The organism is Streptomyces sp. NPDC045026, assembly GCF_056432625.1.
The window spans coordinates 144,796-169,033 of sequence record NZ_JBWKIS010000018.1 but is presented as its reverse complement, the minus strand read 5'-3'; the positions used below and the strand labels follow the sequence as shown (position 1 = coordinate 169,033).

At 71.5% G+C, this 24,238-nt stretch carries 24 protein-coding genes and 1 tRNA gene; 16 read left to right on the top strand and 9 right to left on the bottom strand.

Annotated features, from left to right (window positions below):
• Nucleotide 1 precedes the first annotated feature (1 nt).
• From AC07EJ_RS31085 to AC07EJ_RS31065, 5 genes are read left to right on the top strand one after another with little or no spacing between them, the layout of a single operon-like run.
• Entirely contained in the window at nt 2-991 is a 990-nt protein-coding gene (locus AC07EJ_RS31085; protein ID WP_478885509.1) for an ABC transporter permease, read from the top strand.
• A 7-nt stretch (nt 992-998) separates the two neighbouring features.
• On the top strand, nt 999-1,922 hold the full coding sequence (locus AC07EJ_RS31080) for an ABC transporter permease (RefSeq protein WP_389483628.1): 924 nt from the start codon (nt 999-1,001) through the stop codon (nt 1,920-1,922).
• On the top strand, nt 1,915-2,886 hold the full coding sequence (locus tag AC07EJ_RS31075) for an ABC transporter ATP-binding protein (protein ID WP_389483625.1): 972 nt from the start codon (nt 1,915-1,917) through the stop codon (nt 2,884-2,886). Before AC07EJ_RS31080 ends, AC07EJ_RS31075 begins: the two co-directional genes overlap by 8 nt.
• Complete coding sequence (locus AC07EJ_RS31070) at nt 2,883-3,869, top strand: ABC transporter ATP-binding protein (RefSeq protein WP_389483623.1); 987 nt, start codon at nt 2,883-2,885, stop codon at nt 3,867-3,869. Before AC07EJ_RS31075 ends, AC07EJ_RS31070 begins: the two co-directional genes overlap by 4 nt.
• The gene (locus AC07EJ_RS31065) at nt 3,866-5,080 is read left to right on the top strand and encodes an ROK family transcriptional regulator (RefSeq protein ID WP_389483620.1); all 1,215 of its coding nucleotides are present in this window, start codon (nt 3,866-3,868) and stop codon (nt 5,078-5,080) included. The genes AC07EJ_RS31070 and AC07EJ_RS31065 overlap by 4 nt, the downstream gene beginning before the upstream one ends.
• A 13-nt stretch (nt 5,081-5,093) precedes the next feature.
• On the opposite strand, the gene AC07EJ_RS31060 is transcribed toward AC07EJ_RS31065, so the two are convergent.
• Nucleotides 5,094-5,181: transfer RNA gene (locus AC07EJ_RS31060), tRNA-Leu, on the bottom strand.
• Nucleotides 5,182-5,369: 188 nt separating this feature from the next.
• Here AC07EJ_RS31060 and AC07EJ_RS31055 point away from each other — a divergent pair.
• The 3 genes from AC07EJ_RS31055 to AC07EJ_RS31045 all read left to right on the top strand — a co-directional run bounded on the left by AC07EJ_RS31055 (nt 5,370) and on the right by AC07EJ_RS31045 (nt 7,917).
• A complete protein-coding gene (locus AC07EJ_RS31055; protein WP_389483617.1) occupies nt 5,370-6,695 on the top strand; it encodes a M20/M25/M40 family metallo-hydrolase in 1,326 nt (441 codons plus the stop codon).
• 152 nt (nt 6,696-6,847) lie between these two features.
• A complete protein-coding gene (locus AC07EJ_RS31050; protein ID WP_356291275.1) occupies nt 6,848-7,081 on the top strand; it encodes a chaplin in 234 nt (77 codons plus the stop codon).
• A gap of 140 nt (nt 7,082-7,221) precedes the next feature.
• A complete protein-coding gene (locus AC07EJ_RS31045) occupies nt 7,222-7,917 on the top strand; it encodes a chaplin (RefSeq protein WP_389483614.1) in 696 nt (231 codons plus the stop codon).
• 76 nt (nt 7,918-7,993) lie between these two features.
• On the opposite strand, the gene AC07EJ_RS31040 is transcribed toward AC07EJ_RS31045, so the two are convergent.
• On the bottom strand, nt 7,994-8,182 hold the full coding sequence (locus AC07EJ_RS31040) for a DUF5703 family protein (protein ID WP_067429589.1): 189 nt from the start codon (nt 8,180-8,182) through the stop codon (nt 7,994-7,996).
• A gap of 47 nt (nt 8,183-8,229) precedes the next feature.
• Here AC07EJ_RS31040 and AC07EJ_RS31035 point away from each other — a divergent pair, with 47 nt between their 5' ends.
• On the top strand, nt 8,230-8,931 hold the full coding sequence (locus tag AC07EJ_RS31035; RefSeq protein ID WP_389483611.1) for a hypothetical protein: 702 nt from the start codon (nt 8,230-8,232) through the stop codon (nt 8,929-8,931).
• A gap of 98 nt (nt 8,932-9,029) precedes the next feature.
• Here the strand turns inward: AC07EJ_RS31035 and AC07EJ_RS31030 are convergent, their stop codons facing one another.
• Together AC07EJ_RS31030 and AC07EJ_RS31025 are read right to left on the bottom strand one after the other, a co-directional pair.
• Nucleotides 9,030-11,315 carry a helix-hairpin-helix domain-containing protein gene (locus AC07EJ_RS31030; protein ID WP_478885508.1) on the bottom strand — a complete coding sequence of 762 codons (2,286 nt, stop codon included), beginning with the start codon at nt 11,313-11,315 and terminating at the stop codon, nt 9,030-9,032.
• Entirely contained in the window at nt 11,312-12,295 is a 984-nt protein-coding gene (locus tag AC07EJ_RS31025; RefSeq protein WP_389483606.1) for an aldo/keto reductase, read from the bottom strand. The genes AC07EJ_RS31030 and AC07EJ_RS31025 overlap by 4 nt, the downstream gene beginning before the upstream one ends.
• 128 nt (nt 12,296-12,423) lie before the next feature.
• On the opposite strand from AC07EJ_RS31025, the gene AC07EJ_RS31020 reads away from it, so the two are divergent.
• A complete protein-coding gene (locus tag AC07EJ_RS31020) occupies nt 12,424-13,479 on the top strand; it encodes an LLM class F420-dependent oxidoreductase (RefSeq protein ID WP_389483603.1) in 1,056 nt (351 codons plus the stop codon).
• A gap of 236 nt (nt 13,480-13,715) precedes the next feature.
• A complete protein-coding gene (locus tag AC07EJ_RS31015) occupies nt 13,716-14,504 on the top strand; it encodes a ferritin-like domain-containing protein (protein ID WP_389483601.1) in 789 nt (262 codons plus the stop codon).
• Nucleotides 14,505-14,521: 17 nt separating this feature from the next.
• Here AC07EJ_RS31015 and corA read toward each other — a convergent pair whose 3' ends face one another.
• Nucleotides 14,522-15,520: a magnesium/cobalt transporter CorA gene (gene corA / locus AC07EJ_RS31010; protein WP_389483599.1), complete on the bottom strand. Its 999-nt coding sequence runs from the start codon at nt 15,518-15,520 to the stop codon at nt 14,522-14,524.
• 62 nt (nt 15,521-15,582) lie between these two features.
• Here corA and AC07EJ_RS31005 point away from each other — a divergent pair, with 62 nt between their 5' ends.
• From AC07EJ_RS31005 to mshC, 5 genes are all read left to right on the top strand, one after another.
• Nucleotides 15,583-16,269 (top strand): histidine phosphatase family protein, encoded by a 687-nt coding sequence (locus tag AC07EJ_RS31005; protein WP_389483596.1) that lies wholly within the window; start codon nt 15,583-15,585, stop codon nt 16,267-16,269.
• 100 nt (nt 16,270-16,369) lie between these two features.
• Nucleotides 16,370-16,960: a DUF3090 domain-containing protein gene (locus AC07EJ_RS31000; RefSeq protein ID WP_389483593.1), complete on the top strand. Its 591-nt coding sequence runs from the start codon at nt 16,370-16,372 to the stop codon at nt 16,958-16,960.
• Nucleotides 16,924-17,760 carry an SCO1664 family protein gene (locus AC07EJ_RS30995; RefSeq protein ID WP_389483591.1) on the top strand — a complete coding sequence of 279 codons (837 nt, stop codon included), beginning with the start codon at nt 16,924-16,926 and terminating at the stop codon, nt 17,758-17,760. Before AC07EJ_RS31000 ends, AC07EJ_RS30995 begins: the two co-directional genes overlap by 37 nt.
• Nucleotides 17,761-17,881: 121 nt before the next feature.
• Nucleotides 17,882-18,322 carry an SRPBCC domain-containing protein gene (locus AC07EJ_RS30990; RefSeq protein ID WP_389483589.1) on the top strand — a complete coding sequence of 147 codons (441 nt, stop codon included), beginning with the start codon at nt 17,882-17,884 and terminating at the stop codon, nt 18,320-18,322.
• Between the two features lie 92 nt (nt 18,323-18,414).
• The gene (mshC, locus tag AC07EJ_RS30985; protein WP_389483586.1) at nt 18,415-19,644 is read left to right on the top strand and encodes a cysteine--1-D-myo-inosityl 2-amino-2-deoxy-alpha-D-glucopyranoside ligase; all 1,230 of its coding nucleotides are present in this window, start codon (nt 18,415-18,417) and stop codon (nt 19,642-19,644) included.
• Nucleotides 19,645-19,824: 180 nt separating this feature from the next.
• Here mshC and AC07EJ_RS30980 read toward each other — a convergent pair whose 3' ends face one another.
• The 4 genes from AC07EJ_RS30980 to AC07EJ_RS30965 all read right to left on the bottom strand — a co-directional run bounded on the left by AC07EJ_RS30980 (nt 19,825) and on the right by AC07EJ_RS30965 (nt 24,235).
• Nucleotides 19,825-20,886, bottom strand: a complete 1,062-nt coding sequence (locus AC07EJ_RS30980; protein ID WP_393585556.1) for a PAC2 family protein — start codon at nt 20,884-20,886, stop codon at nt 19,825-19,827.
• A 183-nt stretch (nt 20,887-21,069) separates the two neighbouring features.
• Nucleotides 21,070-21,741: a FadR/GntR family transcriptional regulator gene (locus tag AC07EJ_RS30975; RefSeq protein ID WP_389483582.1), complete on the bottom strand. Its 672-nt coding sequence runs from the start codon at nt 21,739-21,741 to the stop codon at nt 21,070-21,072.
• Between the two features lie 197 nt (nt 21,742-21,938).
• On the bottom strand, nt 21,939-23,207 hold the full coding sequence (locus tag AC07EJ_RS30970) for an MFS transporter (RefSeq protein ID WP_478885507.1): 1,269 nt from the start codon (nt 23,205-23,207) through the stop codon (nt 21,939-21,941).
• The gene (locus AC07EJ_RS30965; protein ID WP_478885506.1) at nt 23,204-24,235 is read right to left on the bottom strand and encodes a Rieske 2Fe-2S domain-containing protein; all 1,032 of its coding nucleotides are present in this window, start codon (nt 24,233-24,235) and stop codon (nt 23,204-23,206) included. Before AC07EJ_RS30965 ends, AC07EJ_RS30970 begins: the two co-directional genes overlap by 4 nt.
• Nucleotides 24,236-24,238: the final 3 nt, after the last annotated feature.

Here is a 24,238-nt window from a genome sequence, read left to right as displayed (position 1 = left end):
TGTGCGCTTCATACTGCGCCGCCTGGGGTTCTTCCTGCTGACGCTCTGGGCGGCCCTCACCCTGAACTTCTTCATCCCGCGCTTCATGCCGGGCGACCCCGTCGACGCGCTCGTCGTGCGCACCCGCGGCCGGGTCTCCCGGGACGCGCTCGAACAGATGCTGACGTCGTTCGGCTTCAAGCCCGACCAGAACGTGGCGGTCCAGTACTTCGACTATCTGGGCCACATGTTCACCGGCAACTGGGGCCGCTCCATCGGCCAGACGCTGGGCGAGCCGGTCACCGAGCTGATCGGCGGCGCCCTGCCCTGGACCCTCGGCCTCGTCGGCATCACCACGGTGCTCGCGTTCGTGCTGGGCACGCTCATCGGTACGGTCTCGGGCTGGCGCCGCGGCGGTGCACTCGACGCGATCCTCCCGCCGATCTTCGTGATCACGTCGGCGCTGCCGTACTTCTGGGTGGGCCTGCTGCTGATCCTGGTCTTCTCGCAGGGCACCGGCGGCTGGCTTCCCGCCAACTTCAACTACGACACCACGATCGTGCCCGGCTTCTCCCCGGGCTTCGTCGGGAGCGTGCTCTCCCACGCCGTCCTGCCGGCGACGACGCTGCTCATCACGACGATCGGCGGCTGGATCCTCACCATGCGCAACAACATGATCACCACCCTGGCCGAGGACTACGTCCGGATGGCCCGCGCGAAGGGGCTCGGGTCCCGCCGCATCATGTACGGCTACGCGGCCCGCAACGCGATCCTGCCCAACCTGGCCGGCTTCGCCATGTCGCTCGGCTTCGTCATCTCGGGCGCGATCCTCATCGAGTACGTCTTCAACTATCCCGGCGTCGGCTACCTCCTCTACAACGCCGTCCAGAACGTCGACTACCCGCTGATGCAGGCCCTGTTCATGCTGTTCACCGTCGCGGTACTGGTGGCTCTGCTGGCGGTGGACATCGCGACCGTGTGGCTCGATCCACGAGCCAGGGCGAAGGGGTGAGCTGCCGATGACCACCACCGCCATCACCGCACCGCCCCCCGAGAAGGCCCCCGCCCGCAACCGGACGGGAGGCGGCCTGTGGAGGGCGATCCGCGGCAACCGGAAAGCCATGGCCGGCTCGGTGATCCTGCTCGTGTTCACCGTCGTCTCCGCGTTCCCGGGCCTGTTCACCTCCGTCGACCACCCCGACGAGGCGAACTTCGCCCCCCGCCTCGACCCGTCCACCGCCCACCTCCTCGGCACCACGGCCCTCGGCCAGGACATCTACTCCCAACTCATCTACGGCACACGGGAGTCGCTCGTCATCGCGGTCGTCGCCGGCGCCCTAGCCACCGTCCTGTCCGTGATCATCGGCGTCTCCGCCGCCTACCTCGGCGGCCTCGCCGACGACCTCCTGTCGCTCCTGACGAACGTCGTCCTCGTCATCCCGGCGTTCCCACTGGTGATCATCCTCGCCAAGTACGCCGGCAAGGGCTCGCTCACCGTGATCCTCGCCGTCCTCGTCTTCACCGGCTGGTCCTACGGCGCCAACCAGCTACGCGCCCAGGCCCTGTCGCTGCGCAACCGGGACTTCCTGGAATCCGCCCGGGTGCGCGGCGAGCGGCGCTCGTACATCGTCGTCTGCGAAGTCCTGCCGACGATGACCTCACTGATCGTCGCCAACTTCCTCGGGGCCGCGCTCTATTCGGTGCTGAGCGCGGCCGGCCTGCAGTTCCTCGGCCTCGGCGACCCGAACTCGCAGAGCTGGGGCACGATGCTCTACTGGGCCCAGAACCAGCAGGCCCTGCAGACCGGCACCCCGCTGTGGTCCATCGCCCCCGGCCTCTGCGTCGCCCTGCTCGGCGTCGCGTTCGCCCTCGTCAACTACGCCTTCGACGAGATCGGCAACCCGGCCCTGCGGCCGGCACGAAGGAGGCGCAAAGATGCCTGAACCCCTGCTGAGCGTCACCGGCCTGACCGTCGTCTACGACACGCCACGTGGCCCCGTCACGGCCGTCGACCACGTCGAACTCTCGGTGGAGAAAGGTCAGTTCACCGCCATCGTCGGCGAATCCGGCTGCGGCAAGTCCACCTTGATGTTCGCCGTCGCGCGGCTGCTCAACCCGCCCGCCCGCATCGCCGGCGGCACCGTCCGCTTCCGCGGCGAGAACCTCGTCACCCTCGGCGAACGCGAACTCAACGCCCTGCGCTGGCGCGACTACTCCGTCGTCCTGCAGTCCGCCATGAACGCCCTGAACCCGGTGACCACCCTCGCCGCCCAGTACAAGGACGCCATGGCCGCCCACGGGACGTACTCGAACGAGGAGATCCGCGCCCGCTCCACCGAGGTCCTCGACCTCGTCGGCATCGACCCGGTCCATCTGCACAGCTACCCGCACCAGCTCTCCGGCGGCATGCGCCAACGCGCCATGATCGCCATGGCGCTGCTGCTCACCCCGGACCTGGTCATCATGGACGAGCCGACCTCCGCACTCGACGTCGTCGCCCAGCGCTCCCTCATGGTCCAGATCAAGGAACTCCAGCAACTCCTGGGTTTCGCCGTCGTGTTCGTCACCCACGACATGTCGCTGGTGAGCCACTTCTCCGACCAGCTCCTCGTCATGTACGCGGGCCAGGTGGTCGAACACGGCCCCACCCGCACCGTCTTCGACCACCCCTCCCACCCCTACAGCCGCGGCCTCCTCGAAGCGTTCCCCTCGATCCGCGGCCCCCGCGTCCCCCTGAAGGGCATCCCCGGCAGCCCGCCCGACCTCGCCGCACCCCCGCCCGGCTGCCGCTTCAACCCGCGCTGCCCCCTCGTCCACGAGCAGTGCCACGTCACCGAGCCCACCCTGTACGAGGTCGGCGCGGCCCGCTCCCGCTGCCTGCTGCACCTCACGGAGGCCGCGTCATGAGCCCTCTCCTCGAAACGATCGGCCTCACCCGCCACTTCAAGGTCGGCTCCGGGCTCACCCGCCGCCTTCTGCACGCCGTCGACGACGTGGACCTCACCATCGGCGCACGCGAGATCGTCGCCCTCGTCGGCGAGAGCGGCAGCGGCAAGTCCACGCTCGCCCGCCTCGTCGCCCAGGTCCACAAGCCCACCCGCGGCGAAATCCGGTACCAGGGAAAGCCGCTGACCGCCCAGCGCGGCCGAAGGGCCAAGCTCGCCTACCGAGGCGACGTCCCCATGGTCTTCCAGGACCCCTTCGCCTCCCTCAACCCCGCCTACCGCGTCTCCCACGGCATCCTGCGCGGCCTCAAGCTGCACCGCCCCGAACTGAGCGGCACCGAGCGCCAGGCAGAGGCCGAGCGCGTCGTCGAAGCGGTCGGCCTCACCCCCGCCGCCGACGTCCTGTCCCGCTTCCCGTACGAACTCTCCGGCGGCCAGCGCCAGCGCATCGGCTTCGCCCAGGCCCTCGCCCACCGCCCCAAGCTGATCCTCGCCGACGAACCCGTCTCCATGCTCGACGTCTCCATCCGCATCGGCCTGCTCAACGTCATGGCCGACCTGCGCGAGACCGAGGGCGTCTCCATCCTCTACATCACCCACGACATCGCCGGCGCCCGCTATCTCTCCGACCGGATCGCCGTCATGTACGGCGGCCACGTCGTCGAGACCGGCCCCACCGAGGACGTCCTGGCCCACCCCCGCCACCCCTACACCGAGCTGCTCCTGTCCGCCGTCCCCGACCCGCGCGCCCCCCTCGACATCGACGCGGCCGCCGCCAAGACCGACCCGCCCGTCGTCATCGACCCCACGCCCAGCTGCCGCTTCCGCGCCCGCTGCCCGCTCGCCGTCGACCAGTGCCACCACGTCACCCCACGCCTGCAACCGGTCGCCGAGGGCCACACGGCGGCCTGCCACGTCACCGCCCCGCCCGAGGGCGCCCGGTGACGACGCCCCCCTGGAACCGCCGGCGCCTGCGCAGCAACAACGAATGGCTGCTCCTCGAACGCCTGCGCCTCGAAGGCCCCGCCTCCCGCGCCCAACTCGCCCGCGACAGCGGCCTGTCCAAGCCCACCGTCTCCTCCGCCCTCGCCGCTCTGGAACGTGCCGGCCTCGTCCGCGAGGCGGGCACCCACGCCCAGAGCAGGGGACGCGTCGCCGTCCTCTACGAACCCGACCCGCGTGCCGGACACGTCCTCGGCATCGACATCGGCCGCGCCCGGCTGCGCACGGCGGTGGCCGACCTGACGGGCGCGATCGTCTCCCGTACGGAGGTACGCAACCGGGGCCGCAGCGCGGGAGCGGTCGCCGACGCCGCCGTCACCTGCGCCGAACAGGCCCTCGCGGACGCCGGGCTGAGCCAGGCCGACGTCGTGCACACCGCCGTCGGCACCCCCGGCGTCTTCGACCGCCACACCGGCCGGGTCCGCTACGCCGTCAACCTGCCCGGCTGGGGCCGAGCCGGCCTCATCGAGCGCATGCGCGACCGGCTCGGCACCTCGCTCTCCGTCCACAACGACGCCAATCTCGCCGCCCTCGGCGAGTACACCTTCGGCGCGGGCGCCGACAGCCATCTGTTCGTGTACGTACTGATCGGCACGGGCCTCGGCATGGGCGTCGTCGCCGACGGCGAACTCTTCCTCGGCGCGCACGGCGCCGCGGGCGAGATCGGCTTCCTGCCGCTGGACGGCGTACCCGCGTCGGGGGCGGCCCCCCGACGCGGCATGCTGGAGGACGCGGTCTCCGCCGACGCCGTCGTCCGCGCCGCCCGCGCCCTGGGCATGACCGGACCGCTCACCGCCAAGCGCGTCTTCGACGCCGCCCGCACCGGCGACACCGCCGCCCTTGCCGCCGTACGCCAGGAAGGCGAGCGCCTCGCCCTCGCCGTCGCCTCCGTGACCGCCGTGCTCGACCCCGATCTGGTGGTCCTCGGCGGCGGCGTCGGCCGGGGCGCGGACCTCCTGCTGGCCACGGTCGGCGAGACCCTGCACCGCCTCACCCCGCTGCGCCCCCGCGTCGAGCCCAGCAGGACGGGTGCGGACGCGGTCCTGTTCGGAGCGATCACCACCGCCGTGCGCGTCGCCCGCCCGCTGCTCTTCGAGCGCTTGACGGAGAGGGGGTCGACACAAGGGCCGGAAATGCAAAAAACCCCAGGTTAACTGGGGTTCCTGCTGGTGTCCGAGGGGGGACTTGAACCCCCACGCCCGATAAAGGGCACTAGCACCTCAAGCTAGCGCGTCTGCCATTCCGCCACCCGGACAAGGTGTCTGTCTTCGCGGGGTGTTCCCCGCGGCGACAGAGAGAACATTACCAGGCCCGAAGGGGTGCCCGATCCGGCCACCCCTTCGCTGTGAACGGCGGATGACGACACCGGCCCGCCCTTGGGTGGCGGCCCCCGGAGAGAGAGGATGAGGGGGACCACCAGCAACGACAGTGGGAGGAACAGGCGTGAGCGAGTCGAGCACGGGCAGGACGGTCTCGGGCGAGGACGAGGTCGTCGACCTCTGTCGTGAGCTGATCCAGATCGACACCAGCAACTACGGCGACCACTCGGGCCCCGGCGAGCGCAAGGCCGCCGAATACGTGGCGGAGAAGCTCGCCGAGGTGGGCCTCGAGCCCAAGATCTTCGAGTCGCACCCGGGCCGGGCCTCGACGGTCGCCCGGATCCAGGGCGAGGACCCCTCGCGGCCCGCGCTCCTGATCCACGGCCACACCGATGTCGTACCGGCCAACGCGGCGGACTGGACCCACCACCCGTTCTCCGGCGAGATCGCCGACGGGTGTGTGTGGGGCCGCGGCGCCGTCGACATGAAGGACATGGACGCGATGACCCTCGCGGTCGTCCGCGACCGGCTGCGCAGCGGCCGCAAGCCCCCGCGCGACATCGTCCTGGCCTTCCTCGCCGACGAGGAGGCGGGCGGCACGTACGGCGCGCGGCACCTCGTCGACAAGCACCCGGACCTCTTCGAGGGCTGCACGGAGGCGATCAGCGAGGTCGGAGGTTTCTCCTTCACCGTCAACGAGAAGCTGCGCCTCTACCTCGTCGAGACGGCCCAGAAGGGCATGCACTGGATGAAGCTGACGGTGGACGGCACCGCCGGCCACGGTTCGATGATCCACAAGGACAACGCGATCACCGAGCTGTCCGAGGCCGTCGGCCGCCTGGGGCGGCACAAGTTCCCGGTGCGGGTCACCAAGACGCTGCGGCACTTCCTCGACGAGCTCGGCGACGCGCTCGGCACCGAGCTCGACCCGGAGAACATGGACGAGACGCTCGCCAAGCTCGGCGGCATCGCCAAGCTGATCGGCGCCTCGCTGCAGAACACCGCCAACCCGACCCAGCTCGGCGCCGGCTACAAGGTGAACGTGATCCCCGGGCAGGCCACCGCGCACGTCGACGGCCGCTATCTGCCGGGCTACGAGGAGGAGTTCCTCGCCGACCTGGACCGCATCCTCGGCCCGAACGTGCGGCGCGAGGACGTGCACGCGGACAAGGCCCTGGAGACCACCTTCGACGGCGCGCTCGTCGACGCCATGCAGACGGCGCTCCAGGCCGAGGACCCGATCGCCCGCGCGGTGCCGTACATGCTCTCCGCCGGCACCGACGCCAAGTCCTTCGACGACCTCGGCATCCGCGGGTTCGGCTTCGCTCCGCTGAAGCTGCCGCCGGAGCTGGACTTCGCGGGCATGTTCCACGGCGTGGACGAGCGGGTTCCGGTCGACGGGCTCAAGTTCGGTGTGCGCGTGCTCGACCGGTTCATCGACGCGTCCTGACCCGCCGGGCCCGCGCCGCCGGATATTCGGCCGCGCGTACGTACGGGACTGAGAAGAGTGAAAGGAAACATAGGCTCGTAGCCTCATCAGCCCCTCCTCGTTACAGGGGGTGCAGTCCGCGGCTGGGACTGCATTGCCAACAAGGAGGAATAATGATCAAGAAGGTCGTCGCTGCTGCGGCTGCCACTGGTGGTCTCGTGCTCGCCGGCGCGGGCATCGCCGCTGCCGACGCCGGTGCCCAGGGTGCTGCCGTGAAGTCTCCCGGTGTGATCTCGGGCAACGTCATCCAGGTTCCGGTCCACATCCCGGTGAACGCCTGTGGCAACACGGTGTCCGTGATCGGGCTGCTGAACCCCACCTTCGGCAACGCCTGCGTCAACAAGTGACGTTGTTGTGCATCGCCCCTTGAGGGTCTGAGCCCGTCGGCCCCGGAGTGCGCGCCATGCGCTCCGGGGCCGACTGGGCATTCCGCGCACGCGTATGGATGCCCGTGCGCATTCTGCAAGGCATAAGGCAGGTTAAAGCTATGCGACAGGTCACGCGTAAAGGCCTGATCACCGTGGCGGCCGCGACCGGCGTACTCGCCGTGTCCGGGGGCTACGCACACGCGGACTCCGGTGCCGAGGGGGGTTCGTCGGGATCGCCCGGCGTCCTCTCCGGCAACACGATCCAGCTTCCCGTGGACATCCCGGTGAACGCGTGCGGCAACACCGTGAACGTCGTCGGGCTGCTCAACCCGGCGTCGGGCAACGACTGTTCCAACACGTCGAAGCCCGGAGGCGGCCGGCCCGGTGGGAGCCACCACCACCACGGCGGCGGCGCCACGGCCGAGGGGGGCACGAGCGATTCGCCCGGTGTCGGTTCCGGCAACCACGTGCAGGTCCCGGTCCACGTGCCGGTCAACGCCTGCGGCAACAGCGTCTCGGTCATCGGGCTGCTCAACCCCGCGGGGGGCAACGACTGCGCGAACTCGCCGGGAGGCGACGAGCCCACGACCCCGCCGACCAAGCCGCCGACGCAGCCGATCACGCCCGCGCCGCCGAAGCCGGTGACCCCCAGCACCCCGAACCACCCCGCGCCGCAGACCGTCACCCAGCCCAAGGGTACGGAGCAGCTCGCCGAGACCGGCAGCTCGATGCCGCTGGGTACCGTCCTGCCGGCCAGTGTGGGCGCCCTGCTCGGGGGCGCGCTCCTCTACCGGCGCGCGCGGGCAGGCGTGTGACCTCCGCTTGACGCGGCGTGACTGAGCAGGTGCGGAACGGAGCGGGCCCAGCGGTGACGGGGCCCGCTCCGCTCATTCACCACGTGGCGCGCAGCTGGCGGATGATCCGCCGGCGCAACCGCACCCTGCGGCTCCCGTCGCGCAACAGGCTCAGGCGGTCCAATTCCCAGTGTCCGTACTCGGCATGGTCGGTCAGCAGGCGTGTGGCGTCCTTGCGGGAGACCCCGCGCGGGACGTACACGTCGACAAATTCGTATTCCGGCATCGCATCTATTGTGCGGGCACGGGCCGTGTACGGATAGCGTCTGCACTATGTCTGATGCTGCGCAGCCCACCGCTGCCGAGGTACGCGCCGCCGCCGAGGCGGTCAAGGCTGCGCTCGACCGCCACCTGGCGGCTGTCGAGCGCAGGTCGGGTGAGGACGATCCGGCCGTCTACGAAGCGTTCAACGAACTGGCCGCGGCGGCCGAGGAGTACGACGAGCTCCTCTACGACCGCTACGACGAGGTCACTCCCTTCGAGATTCCCGGCACGGAGGACTCGCTTCCCCCGTACACCGGACCCGAGGAGCCGAACGCCCTGAGCGTGCTGATCCGCCGCGACTACGCCGTGGTGGAGCCCCAGCGACTCCTCGCGCAGGCCCAGCGGGTCGCCGACGTGGAGGCCGACTCGGACCTCGACGACGGCGCCGCGGCGGCCGTCGGAACCATCGGGACCAGCGTGCACGCTGCCCTCGGTGTCCTCTTCGGAGAGTTCGAACCCGACGAAATCGCCTCCCGGCACAAGGAGTTCGGCCTGGAGGAGGGCGACTCCACGCTGTGGGTCACGGCCTCGGACGAACCGGCTGAGCCCGGGGAGTGGCTGGACGGGCCGTTTGACCAGGCGGATCCGCAGCGGGTCGTCTGCCGCTTCGACGTGAGCGCCGTCTTCGACGACGAGCTGGACGGCGACCTGGCGGACGACGGGCCCGACGCGATCGCGGGCGCGAAGGAGGACGAGCTGGAACCGTCCTGACGCGGTCCGCTCACGTGGGCCGGTGAGGGTGTGAGCGAGTGAGCGAGAGGGGCGGGCGGACTTCGGTCCGCCCGCCCCTCTCGCATGCCGCCGTGCGCCTACTGCGTCGGCGGGACCTGTGTGCGCAGCAAGGTCTGCAAGCGTGTCGTACGCGGCTTGGCCGCGACCTCGGCCACCGCGCGCGGCAGGGCCGCGTCCGCGCCGTGCACCACGGAGAGGTGCCGCTCACCGCGGCTGAACGCCGTGTACACCCACGGGCGGCTCAGCGCCTGCGTCGCGTCGCCCGGCAGCACGACCACCGCCGCGGGCCACCGCAGCCCGACCGCCTGGTGCGCGGTCAGCGCCCACCCGTGCCGCACGGCCCGCTCCACCGCGTCCTGCGGTACGACGACCGGGGTCCCGGCGCAGTCCAGGTGCAGGCCCTCCGCGTCCGCCCGCACCACCCGGCCGGGCAGGGTGCGGCCAGGGGCCGGTACGTACGCGATCCGGTCGCCCGGGTCGAAGCCGCCGAAGCGGCCGGGGCCGGGGTTGAGGCGTTCCTTGAGGGCCGCGTTCAGCGCGCGCGTCCCGGCGGCGCCCCCGTGTCCGGGGGTGATGACCTGGGTCTGCTCGGAGGGCACGCCGATCGCGCGCGGCACCGAGTCGGCGACCAGCTGTACGGCCCGGTGGATCGCCTCGGCGGCGTCGCGCACCGGCACGATCACCACTTCCTTGCCGGGGGCCTCCACCTGGTTCAGCTCGCCGATGCCGATGCCGGAGACCAGCTCGCCGACCGGGCCGGGGTCCGGGGTCCGGGAGGCGATCTGGGGGCACGCGCGGGCCGCGAGGAGATCCGCGAAGACCCGGCCGGGGCCCGCGGACCACAGGACGGACGGGTCGCCGCTGAGGACGAGCCGCGCGCCGTCCGGGAGCGACTCGGCGAGCATCGCGGCCGTCTCCACGTCCAGCTGCGGCGCGTCCAGGACCACCAGCAGGTCCACCGCGAGCGCGCCGTCCCGGTCCCGGCCGGGGCCCTCGGCGCCGGACAGCAGGCCGGACACGGTGACCGCGATGCCCTCGGGGGCGCCGGGGCCGAAGTGCTCGGCGAGGCGGCGCCGTCCGTCGACGCTGTGCGCCGCGGCGCACACGCGCAGTCCGAGGCGGGCCACGGCCTGGACGAGTGCGGCGGGCTCGGCGCGGGCCGCCTCCGCGCCGGTGTGCAGGACGAGGCCGTGTCCGGCGACCGCCCTGATCAACTCGGCGGTGGAACCGGCGGCGGCCGCCGCGGCCGGCTCCCAGTCCGCGAGAGCCTGTGAACTGTCTTCCTTGGAGAGGGAGTTGACCAGCCGGGCGAGACCGTCGGCGAGGCTCTCCTCGGCGAGCGCGTACCGCTCGAGGCCGACGAGCACCCGCACCGGACGCTCGGCCTCTTCGCCGTCCTCCGCGCCGTCCTCCGCGGCGGTCTCCTGGGCGCTTTCCGGCGCGCGGGCGGGACCACCGGGCTCCTCCAGCGCGTCCTGGAAGACCATCGCGTCGCCCTCCGCGATGGCGCTCTGCAGCGCTTCGTCCGGGCTCGGTACATCGCGCTTGCCCAGCGCTTCCGCGAGCAGCGGCGCGTCCAGGGCGGTGTGCCCGGCGACCGCGGCCTGTTCGAGCAGCCATACGGTGACGGCGCGGCCCCGGCGCTCGTCGTCGGGGCCGCACTCGGCGCCCAGCAGCGCGCGGGCGAACCCGTCCGCCTGCTCGGGGCGTACCCCCGGGATCCGCAGAAGCTGCCAGGGGTCGTCCCGGAGCGTGCTGTCCGCGCCCTCGCCGAGCGTCGCGGCGGCAGGTGCGGCCAGCGAGGCGGGGGCGCCGCCCTCGGTCAGCACGGCCCGCACGGCGTCGACCGCCTCCCCGGCCGGTTCGGCGGGGCTCGTGGGCGCGGCGGCCGGCGCCCGGCGGACGGGCTCGGCGACGACCTTGCGGGGCGCCGGTGCGGGCGTGCTGAACACGGCGGCGGGCCGCTCACCGCTCTCGACGGCCCGGACCGCGGCGAGGAGATCGGCGGCCGTGCCGCTCAGCTTCCCCCCGGCCGCGATGGGCCCTTCCTTGGCCGCCTTGCGCTGGGCGATCCGCTCCTGCAACTCACGCTGCGCGGCGACCTCGGTAGCGGCCTCGGACACGCCTTCGCCTTCGGCGGCTCCGGCGGTGGCTCCGGCCTGATCCGCGGTGGCGCCGGCACCTTCGTCCGTCTCGGCCGGATCAGGGGTGCCGGTCCCTTCCTCGGCGCCGGTTTCCTCGGTGCCGGCTTCCTCCGGGCCGGTTTCCTCGGGGCCGGTGGCCTCCGCGCCTTGCCCGGCGCGGGGCGCGTCGGTGTCGGCCGGGCCCGGGTGGCCCTCCGCGGCAGCGGGCTCCGTACTCACAGCGTGCTCCAGTCCTGATCGGGATAGCGGTGCACGGGCGCCGACACGTCGTCGAGCGCCTGGCAGATCTCGTCAGGAAGACTAAGGGCCTCCACTGACAATGCCGCCGTGAGCTGCTGCGAGTTGCGCGGGCCGATGATGGGGGCGGCCACCCCGGGCCGGTCGCGGACCCAGGCGAGGGCGACCTGGAGCGGCGTCACGGCGAGGCCGTCCGCCGCCGTGGTGACCGCGTCGACGATGCGGGTCGCGGCGTCGTCGAGGTAGGGCGCGACGAAGGGCGCCATGTGGTCGGACGCGCCCCGCGAGCCGGCGGGCGTGGCCTTGCGGTACTTGCCGGTGAGGACCCCGCGGCCGAGCGGCGACGACGGGAGCAGACCGATGCCGAGGTCGAGCGCCGCGGGCAGGACCTCCCGTTCGACCCCGCGCTGGAGCAGGGAGAACTCCATCTGCGTACTGGCGAGCCGGGTGCGTATGCCCGGCGCGGCCAGCTGCCAGGTGCCCGCCTTGGCCAGCTGCCAGCCGCTGAAGTTGGAGACGCCGGCATACCGGGCGCGACCGCTGCTCACCGCGATGTCCAGTGCCTGGAGCGTCTCGTCGAGCGGGGTGGCCGGGTCGAAGGCGTGGACCTGCCACAGGTCGACGTAGTCCGTGCCGAGGCGGGCGAGGGAAGTGTCGAGGGCGGCCAGGAGATGGCCGCGCGAGCCGTCGAAGCGGCGGTCCGGGTCGGGCACGCTCCCCGCCTTGGTCGCGATGACCAGATCGCGCCGCGGCACGAGGCCCTCGACGAGCTGCCCGAGGAGATACTCGGCCTCCCCGCCCCCATAGACATCGGCCGTGTCGACGAGTGTGCCGCCCGCTTCCCAGAAGGTCTTCAACAGGTCCGCGGCGTCGTGCTCGTCGGTGTCGCGGCCCCACGTGAGGGTGCCGAGCCCGATCCGGGACACTCGCAGGCCGGTGCGGCCGAGATGCCTCTGCTCCATGGGCGCTGAGATTACTGGCCGGAAGTCGGTTATTGGGGGCCTGTGGACAACCGGCCTTGGCCGACCGCCGAACCGGCGCGCTAGGGTGCCCGGACAAAGGACGTTACTGATCAGTAAGGGGATCGGCCATGGAGCTCGGCATCAACCTCGGTTACTGGGGCGCCGGAATGGACGCGGACAACCTGGCCGTCGCGAAGGAGGCCGACAAGCTGGGCTACGCCGTCTGCTGGGCCGCGGAGGCCTACGGCTCGGACGCGCCCACGGTGCTCTCCTACGTCGCCGCGCAGACCGAGCGCATCGACATCGGCTCGGCGATCATGCAGATCCCCGCCCGCCAGCCCGCGATGACCGCGATGACGGCCGCGACCCTCGACTCCCTGTCCGGCGGCCGCTTCCGCCTCGGCCTCGGCGTCTCGGGCCCGCAGGTATCCGAGGGCTGGTACGGCGTGAAGTTCGACAAGCCGCTGGCCCGCACCCGCGAGTACGTCGACATCGTGCGCCGCGCGATGAGCCGCGAGCGGCTGTCGTACGAGGGCGAGCACTGGACGCTGCCGCTGCCGGGCGGACCGGGCAAGCCGCTCAAGCTGACCGTGCACCCGCAGCGCGAGCACATTCCGCTCTACATCGCGGCGATCGGCCCGAAGAACCTGGAGCAGACCGGCGAGATCGCCGACGGTGCCCTACTGATCTTCCCGGCCGCGGAGCATCTGGAGGAGACCGCACTGACCCACCTGCGGGCAGGGCGCGAGAAGGCCGGCAAGACGCTGGAGGGCTTCGACGTCGTCCCGACGCTGCCCCTCGCGCTCGGCGCCGACAAGGACGTGCCCGCGCTCGCCGACATGTTCCGCCCGTACACCGCCCTGTACGTCGGCGGCATGGGCAGCCGGAAGCAGAACTTCTACAACCAGCTCGCCCAGCGCATGGGCTACGAGAAGGAAGCCGCCGAGATCCAGGACAAGTACCTGGGCGGCGACAAGGAGGGTGCGGGGGCCGCGGTGCCGCACCAGCTGATCGACTCGACGACGCTGCTCGGCTCCGTGGAGCGGATCGCCGAGCGGATGCAGGCCTACGCGGCTGCCGGGGTGACGACTCTGACGCTGGCCCCCGCCGGCTTCACGCTCGACGAGCGGATCGCGGCCCTGCGGGCCGGCACCGAGGCCCTGGAGCGGGCCGGACTGGCGTAACGCGGGGAGAGGAAAAGTTCTGCGGCCGTGGTGGGGGCTCGGGGGTCTTCCCCGCCACGGCCGTCACGGGTAACAACGCCTCACCTGGCACCTGGTTACGCCCCGGAACCCTCTCTCGAGGCCCTTCCTTCGGCCGAGTGGCCCCCCACAGCTGTTGCCCGGTCCGGCATGCCGTATTTGACTCGTTTTCGGCGGAACTCTGCAGGGAACGCGCGGCGTGCACGGAGGTACCAGAGATGCTGTCGGCCAAGAGCCTGTTCCAGGAGATCCTCGACGACGACGAGTCGTTCCGGCTCTTCTGCTCCATCGCGGCGAGCGGTGAGGCGCAGGGCGGCTGGGAGAACGGCCGCATCGCCGCACTCGTCCCCCTGAGCGAGCGTGACCTCGCGCCCAAGGTGGCGCGGCACGGCGCCGACGAGGACAAGCACGGACGGATCTTCAAGGCCCTGATGAAGAAGCGCGGCCTGCAACCCGTGGAAGTCCCGCTGGAGACCGACTACACGATGCTCCTGGAGAAGCACGGCATCGGCCTCGCGCACGAGCAGCTCAAGGCCGACGAACCGCTCACCGTGCGGGACATCGTCATGTATCTCGCCCACAGCCGCGTCACCGAGCAGCGGGCCTCCGAGCAGATGGACCTGCTGCGCAAGCACTTCGCGGACGACCCCGACATCGGCCGCGCGGTGAAGATGATCTCGGCCGACGAGGACAACCACCTCGCGTACTGCCACGAGGAGCTCCTGCGTTTCGCGTACGCGGGTCACGGCCGCGACATCCAGCGCATCCTGCGCGAGTGCGCCCTGGAGGAGATCCGCGTCTACCGCGACGTCAGCCTCGCCGTGATGGACCACATGGGGCGCATCCTGCGCTGGCCGAAGCCCAAGGCGGCCCTGCTCGCCGCGGGCATCCACGCCGTGTACGCGTATGAGCGCCTGGTCGGCTGGCGGCGGATGGTGTCACTGGAGATGCCGGAGCGGCGCGACGCGCTGGGCGGGCCCCCGGCGAGCGCGGTCGAGTTCGCGTAGCCCCCGCGCGGCGTGCGCTACAGCCAGCCGCGCCGCTTGAACGTGCGGAAGAGCAGAAGCTCCAGGCAGACCATCACGAGGATCACCAGCGGATACGACCAGAGCCAGTGGAGTTCCGGCATGTGGTCGAAGTTCATGCCGTAGACGCCCGCGATCAGTGTCGGGACCGCGACCATGGCCGCGTACGCCGAGATCTTCCGCATGTCGTCGTTCTGCCGCACTCCCATCTGCGCCAGATGCGCCGACAGGATGTCCGAGACGAGCCGGTCCAGGGCGTCCACGGACTCGTTGACGCGCAGGAGGTGGTCGCTGACGTCGCGGAAGAACGGCCGCGCCGACTCGTTCACGAAGGGCACGGGCCCTACGGACGGGCCGGTTCCGGAAAGCTTGGCCAGCGGGAGCATCAGCGGGCCCGTGGCCCTGCGGAACTCCAGGATCTGGCGCTTGAACGTGTAGATCCTGGACGCCGTGTTGCGCGAGCCGCCGCTCTCCGGCGAGAACACCTCGGCCTCCAGCCCCTCCATGTCGGTCTGGAGCTCGGTCGCGACCTCCAGGTAGTGGTCGACGGTCGCGTCGGCGATCGAGTACAGGACCGCGGTGGGCCCGTGCCGCAGCACGTCGGGATCGGCTTCGAGCCGCTTGCGTACGGCCTTCAGGGGTGCGCCCTCGCCGTGCCGGACGGTCACGACGAACGAGTCGCCCATGAAGAGCATGACCTCTCCGGAGGAGACCTTGTCGCTCTCCGGCTCGTACACGACCGGCTTGAGCACCACGAACAGCGAGTCGTCGTACACGTCCAGCTTCGGCCGCTGATGCGCCTTGAGCGCGTCCTCGACGGCCAGTGGATGCAGCCCGAACTCGTCGCTGACCCGCGCGAACTCGTCCTCCGTCGGCTCGTACAGGCCGATCCAGACGAAGGAGTGGCCCTCGGCCCTGGCCTCTGCGAGCGCGTCGGAGAAGTCCGCGGGCCCCTCGGTCCTGCGCCCGTCCCGGTAGATGCCGCAGTCGACGATCACGCTTCGCATTCTTCCCAGGGGGAGCTGGGGCCGCATGTCGCGATACCCATAGGCTGGCGCGCATGCCCACGCTGATTCTCGTCCGGCACGGACGCTCCACCGCCAACACCGCGGGTCTGCTCGCCGGGTGGACCCCCGGTGTGTCCCTCGACGAGCGCGGCGCCGCGCAGGCCGCCGCGCTGCCGGAGCGGCTGGCCGCGGTACCCCTCGCCGAGATCGTCACCAGCCCCCTCCAGCGCTGTCAGGAGACCCTGGCCCCGCTCCTCGCCGCCCGCCCGGAACTCACCCCGCACACCGACGACCGCATCGGCGAGTGCGACTACGGCGACTGGTCGGGCCGCAAGCTCGCCGAACTCGTCGACGACCCGCTGATGGAGGTCGTGCAGCAGCACCCGTCCGCGGCCGCGTTCCCCGGCGGCGAATCCATGCGGGCCATGCAGCACCGGGCCGCGGAGGCCGTACGCGAGTGGAACGCGCGCGTGGAGCGCGACCACGGCCCGGACGCCACCTATCTGATGTGCTCGCACGGCGACATCATCAAGTCGCTCGTCGCGGACGCCATAGGGCTTCACCTGGACCTCTTCCAGCGCATCTCCGTGGAGCCCTGCTCCGTCACCGCGATCCGCTACACCCGGCTCCGCCCCTATCTCGTCCGCCTCGGCGACACCGGCGATTTCGCGTCGCTCGCCCCGCGCGTGAAGCCGGCCGAGGGGGATGCGCCGGTCGGTGGCGGTGCGGGCGCCCCGTGATCGTCCGCCGCAGTAGGGTGAAGCCGTCGCAGTAACCGCAGTTGTTGCCGCGCTCGATCAAGCAGTCGGTCCCAGCAGTCGATTCCAATGGAGACAGGACGTGTCCCGTCAGGTGTTCCTCTACGACCCCCCGGAGCGCTTCGTGGCCGGCACGGTCGGGCTCCCCGGGCGCCGCACCTTCTTCCTTCAGGCCTCGGGCGGCGCCCGCGTGACGAGTGTGGCCCTGGAGAAGGCCCAGGTCGCCGCGCTGGCCGAGCGCATGGACGAGCTCCTCGACGAGGTCGTGCGCCGCAGCGGCGGGAACGCCTCGGTGCCCGCTGTCGCGCCCACGGAGATCCACGACACGGCGCCCCTCGAATCGCCCGTCGACGAGGAGTTCCGGGTCGGCACGATGGCCCTCGCCTGGGACGGCGAGGACGAACGGATGATCGTCGAGGCGCAGGCACTCGTCGAGCTCGACGCGGACTCCGACGAGGACCTCGCGGAGGCCGAGGAACGGCTTCTCCAGGACGAGGAGAACGGCCCCCCGATGCTGCGGGTCCGGCTCACCGGCGTACAGGCGCGCGCCTTCGCCAAGCGTGCCCTGGACGTCGTGAACGCGGGGCGCCCGCCGTGCCCGCTGTGCAGTCTGCCGCTCGACCCGGAGGGACACGTATGCCCGCGTCAGAACGGATACCGGCGAGGAGCGTGACCGTCTCGGACACGGACCTCCTCACCAGGGGCGAGCTGGCGGTCCAGGGGCGCATCCGCGAGGCGTCGAACGCGGTGCTCCTGTGCAGGGTCACCCACGAGGGCCGCGAGGCGTCCTGCGTGTACAAGCCCGTCGCCGGCGAGCGCCCCCTGTGGGACTTTCCCGACGGCAACCTCGCCCGCCGCGAGGTAGCCGCCTACGAGGTGTCCGAGGCCCTCGGCTGGAACCTCGTACCGCCGACCGTCCTGCGCGACGGGCCGTACGGCGAAGGCATGTGCCAGCTCTGGATCGACCAGCCCGAGGAGCCCTCCGAGGGCGGTGAGCTGCTCGCTCTCGTGGAGGGCGAGGAGCCGGGAGACGGGTGGAAGGCCGTCGGCCTCGCCGAGGTCGGCGAGGGGCGCACGGCGCTCCTCGTGCACGCCGACGACGTCAGGCTGCGGCGCCTCGCCGTGCTCGACGCGGTGATCAACAACGGCGACCGCAAGGGCGGCCACCTCCTGGTCGACGCCGAAGGGCGTCTGTTCGGCATCGACCACGGCGTCACCTTCAACACCGAGGACAAGCTGCGCACGCTTCTGTGGGGCTGGGCGGGGGAGCCTCTGACCGCGGAGATGACCGAGGCCCTGAAGGCGCTCACGGGCGCTCTGGGGGCCGGTGAGCCCCTCGCGCTGCGGCTCGCGGAGCTGATCACCGAGGCCGAGCTGGACGCCGTACGCGCACGGGTCGACGGGCTGCTGGCGAGCGGGAAGCACCGGGAGCCGAGCGGGGAGTGGCCCGCCATCCCGTGGCCGCCCGTCTGAGTCCGTCCTTCCGAGCCCGTCCTTTGAGCCCTCCGGTCCGCGTCGTCCGGGGGCGCATGTCAGTGGCTGGGGCTACGTTCGAAGGGTCCCCTCAGGGGATCCCTGGAACGGAGGTCACGCCGTGAAACTGATCGTCGAGGACCGGATCGACCGGCCCGTGAAGGACGTGTTCAACTCCATCGTGAGCCCGGAGGGGCTGTCCAGCTTCTTCACGGCGGACGCGTCCGCCCCGATGATCCCCGGCACCACGGTGACCTGGCGTTTCGGCCATGTCGACGCGATGTTCGACGTCGAGGTCGGGCCCGTGGAGACGGACCGGCTGATCTCGTGGAGGTGGCTGGGGGGAGACGTGACCATCGAGCTGGAGCGGGCCGACGACGGCGCGGCCACGCTGCTCACGATCACCGAGCAGCCCATGGGGGAGGGCCTGGAGGGCGCCGCGCGGGCCGTCGGGCAGACCCAGGGGTGGACGTACTTCGTGACGGGGCTCCGGGCCCATCTGCTGCACGGCATCCGCCACTTCGGTCTCTCGGGAGCCATCCGTGCCACGGTCGAGGCCTGACATGGCACCGGAGAGGACCGCAAGAGGGCCTTCCCGGCCATCGGACCCGGTCCGGTTCGTATGCGGAAGCTCCGTCCGGTTAGGCTCATGGCATGTATGCCTGGCCCGCTTCTGAGGTCCCCGTCCTGCCTGGCAAGGGCCGCGACCTGAGGATCCACGACACCGCGACCGATGGCCTCGTCACCCTCGAGCCCGGTCCCGTCGCCCGTATCTACGTCTGCGGGATCACCCCGTACGACGCGACCCATATGGGTCACGCGGCGACCTACAACGCGTTCGACCTCGTTCAGCGCGTGTGGCTCGATACCAAGCGGCAGGTTCACTACGTCCAGAACGTGACGGACGTCGACGATCCGCTGCTCGAGCGCGCGATCCGTGACGGCGTCGACTGGACCGGCCTCGCGGAGCGCGAGACCGCCCTCTTCCGCGAGGACATGACCGCCCTGCGGATGCTGCCGCCGCAGCACTACATCGGAGCCGTAGAGGCGATACCCGGCATCGTGCCGCTCGTCGAACGGCTCCGGGACATGGGCGCCGCCTACGAACTCGAGGGCGACGTCTACTTCTCCGTCGAGTCCGACCCCAACTTCGGCCAGGTCTCCCGCCTGGACGCCGCGGCGATGCGGCTCCTCTCCGCCGAGCGGGGCGGTGACCCGGACCGTCCGGGCAAGAAGAACCCGCTCGACCCGATGCTGTGGATGGCCGCCCGCGAGGGCGAGCCGAGCTGGGACGGCGCCTCGCTGGGCCAGGGGCGTCCCGGCTGGCACATCGAATGTGTCGCCATCGCCCTCGACCACCTCGGCATGGGCTTCGACGTCCAGGGCGGAGGGTCCGATCTGGCCTTTCCGCACCACGAGATGGGCGCCTCGCACGCGCAGGTCCTCACCGGCGAGTTCCCGATGGCGAAGGCGTATGTCCACGCCGGCATGGTCGCGCTCGACGGCGAGAAGATGTCCAAGTCCAAGGGCAACCTCGTCTTCGTCTCGAAGCTGCGGCGCGACGGGGTCGACCCGGCCGCGATCCGCCTCGCGCTCCTCGCCCACCACTACCGGGCCGACTGGGAGTGGACCGACCAGGTCCTGAGCGACGCGGTCGAGCGGCTCGGCCGGTGGCGCGCCGCCGTCTCCCGGCCCGACGGGCCGTCCGCGACGGCGCTCGTCGAGGAGATCCGCGAGGCGCTGACGAACGACCTCGACGCACCGGCCGCGCTGCTCGCGGTGGACCGCTGGGCCGCCCTCCAGGCGGAGCAGGGCGGTACGGACGAAGGGGCGCCGGGTGTGGTGTCCCGCGCGGTCGACGCCCTGCTCGGAGTGGCCCTCTAGTCACCTCGGTCCGGGTTCGGTCCTGGGACCGGACCGACCGAACCCGGCGTGTACGTCCCTCAACCGCCCCCGGACTCCACGGAGTTCGGGGGCGGTCACGTTTGCCCGCTCGGCAGCGTCCGCACAGCGAAGGGGCGGTGCACATCGCGTGTGCACCGCCCCTGCTCAGCCGTCTTCGCCCTACTCCGGCGAGTCCTCCGAGGAATCGTCCCCGGACTTCCCGGACTCCCCGGACTCCGGGGACGCGTCCGTGTCACCCGTCCCGCCGGGGGCTTCCGTGCCCGGATCGGGGCGCTGCTGGGGTCGCGGCGGACGGGTGCGCTCGCTCGGGGTGTCCCGCAGGTACGGCGCCGAGTCCCCGCCGTCCGTCGCATGGCCGGCCGGACCGCCCGGAGGGCCGCCGCCGTCCCTGCGCCGCAGATAGCGCTCGAACTCGCGGGCGATCGCCTCGCCGGACGCCTCCGGAAGGTCCGCGGTGTCCCGGGCCTCCTCCAGCGACTGCACGTACTCGGCGACCTCGCTGTCCTCCGCCGCCAGCTGGTCCACGCCCAGCTGCCACGCCCGGGAGTCCTCGGCCAGCTCACCCAGCGGAATGCGCAGGTCGATGAGGTCCTCGAGGCGGTTGAGCAGCGCCAGCGTCGCCTTCGGGTTCGGCGGCTGCGACACGTAGTGCGGCACCGCCGCCCACAGGGAGACCGCGGGGACGCCCGCGTGCGTGCAGGCCTCCTGGAGGATGCCGACGATGCCCGTCGGACCCTCGTACTTGGTCTCCTCCAGGTCCATGGATCGTGCCAGATCCGGGTCGGACGTGACGCCGCTGACCGGCACGGGCCGCGTGTGCGGGGTGTCGCCGAGCAGCGCGCCCAGGATGACGACCAGCTCGACCCCCAGCTCGTGCGCGAAACCGAGCAGCTCGTTGCAGAACGAACGCCACCGCATCGACGGCTCGATGCCCCGGACCAGGACCAGATCGCGCGGCTTGTCGCCGCCGACCCGGACCACGGAGAGCCGGGTCGTCGGCCAGGTGATCTTGCGCACGCCGCCGTCGAGCCACACCGTCGGCCGGTTGACCTGGAAGTCGTAGTAGTCCTCGGCGTCGAGCGCCGCGAACACCTCGCCCTTCCACTCCTTGTCGAGATGCGCGACCGCGGCGGAGGCGGCGTCCCCGGCATCGTTCCAGCCTTCGAACGCGGCCACCATGACCGGGTCGACCAGCTCGGGAACCCCCTCGAGCTCGATCACCCAGCGCCTCCTTCCGACGTTCCCCCAGTGCCCTGATGGCCCGGGGGGACCCCCATCGCGTACCTGCCCACCTTACGGCGTGCGCGGGGGCCATCCGCAGCCCCCTTGAACGGGGGAGTGACCGGATCACTGCCCCGCGATCCGCCCTCGCACTCCCCGGTCACGCCCGTAGCGGAACCCGTGTCAGAGCGTCGAGCGCAGCCACTGCTCCACGCTCGCGATGTGCACCGTCGCCCACGACCGCGCCGCCTCGGCGTCGCCGTCGCGCAGCGCCGCCAGGATCGCCCGGTGCTCGTGCAGGGTCCGGCTGACCGCGTCCTCCTGCGTCAGGCCGCGCCAGACGCGGGCCCGGGTCGTCGGGCCCGACAGGCCGTCGAGGAGCGAGCACAGGACCGAATTGCCCGAGCTCTGCACGATGCCGCGGTGGAACTCCAGGTCGGAGGCGACGAGTTCCTCCACCGAGGGCGCGGAGCCGAGCGCGTCCAGCTGGGCGGCGAGTGCGTCGAGCCGCGCCTCGTCGATCCGGCTCGCGGCCATCGCGGTCGCGGCCGGCTCCAGGATGCGGCGCACCGCGAGGAATTCGAGGACGGTGTCGTCGCGGTGGAAGTCGACGACGAAACTCAGGGCTTCGAGCAGGAGTTGGGGGTCGAGGCTCGTGACGTACGTACCGTCGCCCTGCCGCACGTCGAGGATGCGGATGAGGGACAGCGCGCGGACGGCCTCGCGCAGGGAGTTGCGGGACAGGCCGAGGTCGGCCGCGAGTTCGCTCTCCTTCGGGAGCCGGTCGCCGGGGCGCAGCGCGCCGGAGACGATCATGCCTTTGATCTTCTCGATGGCCTCGTCGGTGACGGCCATGGCGGCCTCCCTGTCCTCGGTCGGAGCGCCACCGTCTGGAGCGCCGATACCTCCGATGTATCGGCCCATTATGTGTGCAGGGATGCGGTGGGCGGGGCGGAGTCCCGCAACCACGACCTGATCGTGCGGGTGCGGGAACGGAACACCCGGACGACGAACGACGCATGCCCGGCCGGGATCTCCCCGGCCGGGCGGCCTCAACTCGCCTGGCTGTGCTCCAAGTCGGAGCACTCTGTCGAGGACTGCGCACCTGCGCCCGACGGACCTTGAACCGGCCGCGCGAGCAGCCAGGCCCCGCACACCAGCGTGATCAACTGCGCCCCGGCCAGCAGCGTGAACCCGGCGCCGAAGCCGTGCCCGCCGCTCGCCGCGATGGCCACGCCCATCAGCATCGGCATGAACGCCGAGACCAGGTTGCCGACCCCGTTGACCACCCCGTACGCGCTGCCCACGAAACGGGCCGGCGCGCAGTGCTGGACCAGCGTGGGGATCGCCGGGCCCTGCAGGCCCCAGAACGCGCCCGCGAGGATCAGGCCCGTCGCCGCCGCCCCGTCGCTGTCCGCCCCGGCGACGAGGAGGACACAGACCGCCGTGCCGGCCGAGCCGACGACGAACGGCAGCGCGAGCAGCCGCCGCGGCAGCCGGTCGAGCAGCAGCCCGCCGAGGAACCCGGACACCAGCGACATCAGGAACGGCAGCGACGACACGGCGCCCATGGCGGCCAGGGAGAAGTGCCGCTCCTGGATCAGATACGACGGCAGCCAGGCGCTCGAACCCCACAGATAGGCGAGCGTGGCGATCTCGATGAGCAGGATCGGCGCCAGGCGCGGCATGCTCAGGGCGCCCTTGAGGGTGGCACCGAACCCGGACCGGCGGGCCCCCGCCACACCCCGGCCACGGACGAACAGGGCTATCAGCGGTAGGCCGATCACCGCGTTGAGCGCGGCCAGGGCGAGGAACGACGTATGCCAGTCGAAGTGGTAGACGAGATACGTGATCAGGGGGAGGCCCGCGGCCGTGCCCAGGGACACCCCCATCGAGCTGACCGCGTTCGGCCGTCCCGCCTCGTGCGGCGGGAAGTGCTCGCGCACGTACATCGTCTTGAGCGAGAACAGCGGCCCCTCGGCCGCGCCCAGCAGGGCACGCAGGACGGTGAGCGTGAGCGCGCCCAGGGCGTACGGCGACAGCAGCGTCATCACCGACCACAGGGCCACGCTCACGAACAGGCCGCGCCGCACCCCGAGCGTCGTCTCGTAGAACGGGGTGAGGAAGAAGGCCGCGATGCCGTACCCCACGAGGAAGACGGTCGACAGGGCGCCCTGAGCCACCCGGTCACCGGTGATGCCGAAGTGGTCGGTGAACGCCTCGTCGGTGATGAGGACGGAGACGTTCACCCGGTCCACGTAGCTGATCAGGACGATGACCAGGAGGCTGAGGACGCCGGCCCAGCGGGCTCTCGAACTCATGCAGACGCCTGCCCCGTGGCGGCCGCCCGGTACATGCGGCGCAGGCGCACCACACCCAGGTCGTGCTGGTAGAGGTTCTCGCGCTGGTCGGCGTCCGCCGGCATGGCCTCCAGCATCACGCGGTCCTGTTCGAGCACCTCCCAGTGGCGCTTCTCGATGAGGGTCTTGTACAGGAAGCGCCAGGTGTCGCGCTGCCAGCCCTCGACCTTGCGGTAACGCCAGAAGAAGACACCGCAGCGCTCCTCGTCGACCGGGCAGACCATGCCGACGATCCCGAACGGGCCGCCGGGGCCTGCCGACGGCGGGTACGGGATCGACAGGTCGACCCAGTCGACGCCGGTGTGACACAGCTCGACCCAGTCGAAGTTGACGCCCCGCTGGTCGGTCTTCTCGAAGAAGTAGCCCCGGTCGGTCTCGCGGATGCGGAACTTGGCCGTCGTGTCACCGTCGAACATGGTGTGCGAGTCGTGGTGCAGGAAGGCGCCGTGCATCGGGTCGAGGAGGTTCTCGACGGCGTAGCGCCACGGCACGTCCCACTCCGCATAGCACAGGATCGCGTCGGTGCCGGGGTCGGTGAGCGGCTCGGGGAGCGTCAACTCGGCCGGTTCCGGGTGCTGTTCGTCGCCGAAGTAGGCGAGGACCGCGCCGTTGACCTCGCGCACGGGAAGCGACCTGACGAGCTTCTTGCCCTCCAGGCTGCAGCCGGGCAGGCCGGGCACAGAGGAGACGGTGCCGTCGCCCTCGACCTCGACGCCGTGGTACCAGCACGCCACCCGGTCGCCGAGGTGCTTGCCGAGCGACAGGGGCGCACCGCGGTGCGGGCAGCGGTCCGCGAGCATGGACAGGGTGCCGTCGGAGCGGCGGAACAGGAGCCACTGCTCGCCGAGCGCGGTCACCTTGCGCATGGCGCCGGGCGCGACGAACGAGGACGGCACGACGGGGTGCCACTGATTGCGCAGGCCCGTCGCGTAGATGTGGTCGGCGGTGGAAGCTGCCGAACCGGCTGTGGTGGCTGTGGTGGCGGTCATCAG

Bases quoted from the DNA above. Each gene is read 5' to 3' on its own strand.
- AC07EJ_RS31080 (WP_389483628.1), top strand. From the start codon at position 999: ATGACCACCACCGCCATCACCGCACCGCCCCCCGAGAAGGCCCCCGCC.
- AC07EJ_RS31075 (WP_389483625.1), top strand. From the start codon at position 1,915: ATGCCTGAACCCCTGCTGAGCGTCACCGGCCTGACCGTCGTCTACGAC.
- AC07EJ_RS31070 (WP_389483623.1), top strand. From the start codon at position 2,883: ATGAGCCCTCTCCTCGAAACGATCGGCCTCACCCGCCACTTCAAGGTC.
- AC07EJ_RS31050 (WP_356291275.1), top strand. From the start codon at position 6,848: ATGATCAAGAAGGTCGTCGCTGCTGCGGCTGCCACTGGTGGTCTCGTG.
- AC07EJ_RS31045 (WP_389483614.1), top strand. From the start codon at position 7,222: ATGCGACAGGTCACGCGTAAAGGCCTGATCACCGTGGCGGCCGCGACC.
- AC07EJ_RS31040 (WP_067429589.1), bottom strand. From the start codon at position 8,182: ATGCCGGAATACGAATTTGTCGACGTGTACGTCCCGCGCGGGGTCTCC.
- AC07EJ_RS31035 (WP_389483611.1), top strand. From the start codon at position 8,230: ATGTCTGATGCTGCGCAGCCCACCGCTGCCGAGGTACGCGCCGCCGCC.
- AC07EJ_RS31025 (WP_389483606.1), bottom strand. From the start codon at position 12,295: ATGGAGCAGAGGCATCTCGGCCGCACCGGCCTGCGAGTGTCCCGGATC.
- AC07EJ_RS31020 (WP_389483603.1), top strand. From the start codon at position 12,424: ATGGAGCTCGGCATCAACCTCGGTTACTGGGGCGCCGGAATGGACGCG.
- AC07EJ_RS31015 (WP_389483601.1), top strand. From the start codon at position 13,716: ATGCTGTCGGCCAAGAGCCTGTTCCAGGAGATCCTCGACGACGACGAG.
- AC07EJ_RS31005 (WP_389483596.1), top strand. From the start codon at position 15,583: ATGCCCACGCTGATTCTCGTCCGGCACGGACGCTCCACCGCCAACACC.
- AC07EJ_RS30995 (WP_389483591.1), top strand. From the start codon at position 16,924: ATGCCCGCGTCAGAACGGATACCGGCGAGGAGCGTGACCGTCTCGGAC.
- mshC (WP_389483586.1), top strand. From the start codon at position 18,415: ATGTATGCCTGGCCCGCTTCTGAGGTCCCCGTCCTGCCTGGCAAGGGC.
- AC07EJ_RS30975 (WP_389483582.1), bottom strand. From the start codon at position 21,741: ATGGCCGTCACCGACGAGGCCATCGAGAAGATCAAAGGCATGATCGTC.
- AC07EJ_RS30970 (WP_478885507.1), bottom strand. From the start codon at position 23,207: ATGAGTTCGAGAGCCCGCTGGGCCGGCGTCCTCAGCCTCCTGGTCATC.
- AC07EJ_RS30965 (WP_478885506.1), bottom strand. From the start codon at position 24,235: ATGACCGCCACCACAGCCACCACAGCCGGTTCGGCAGCTTCCACCGCC.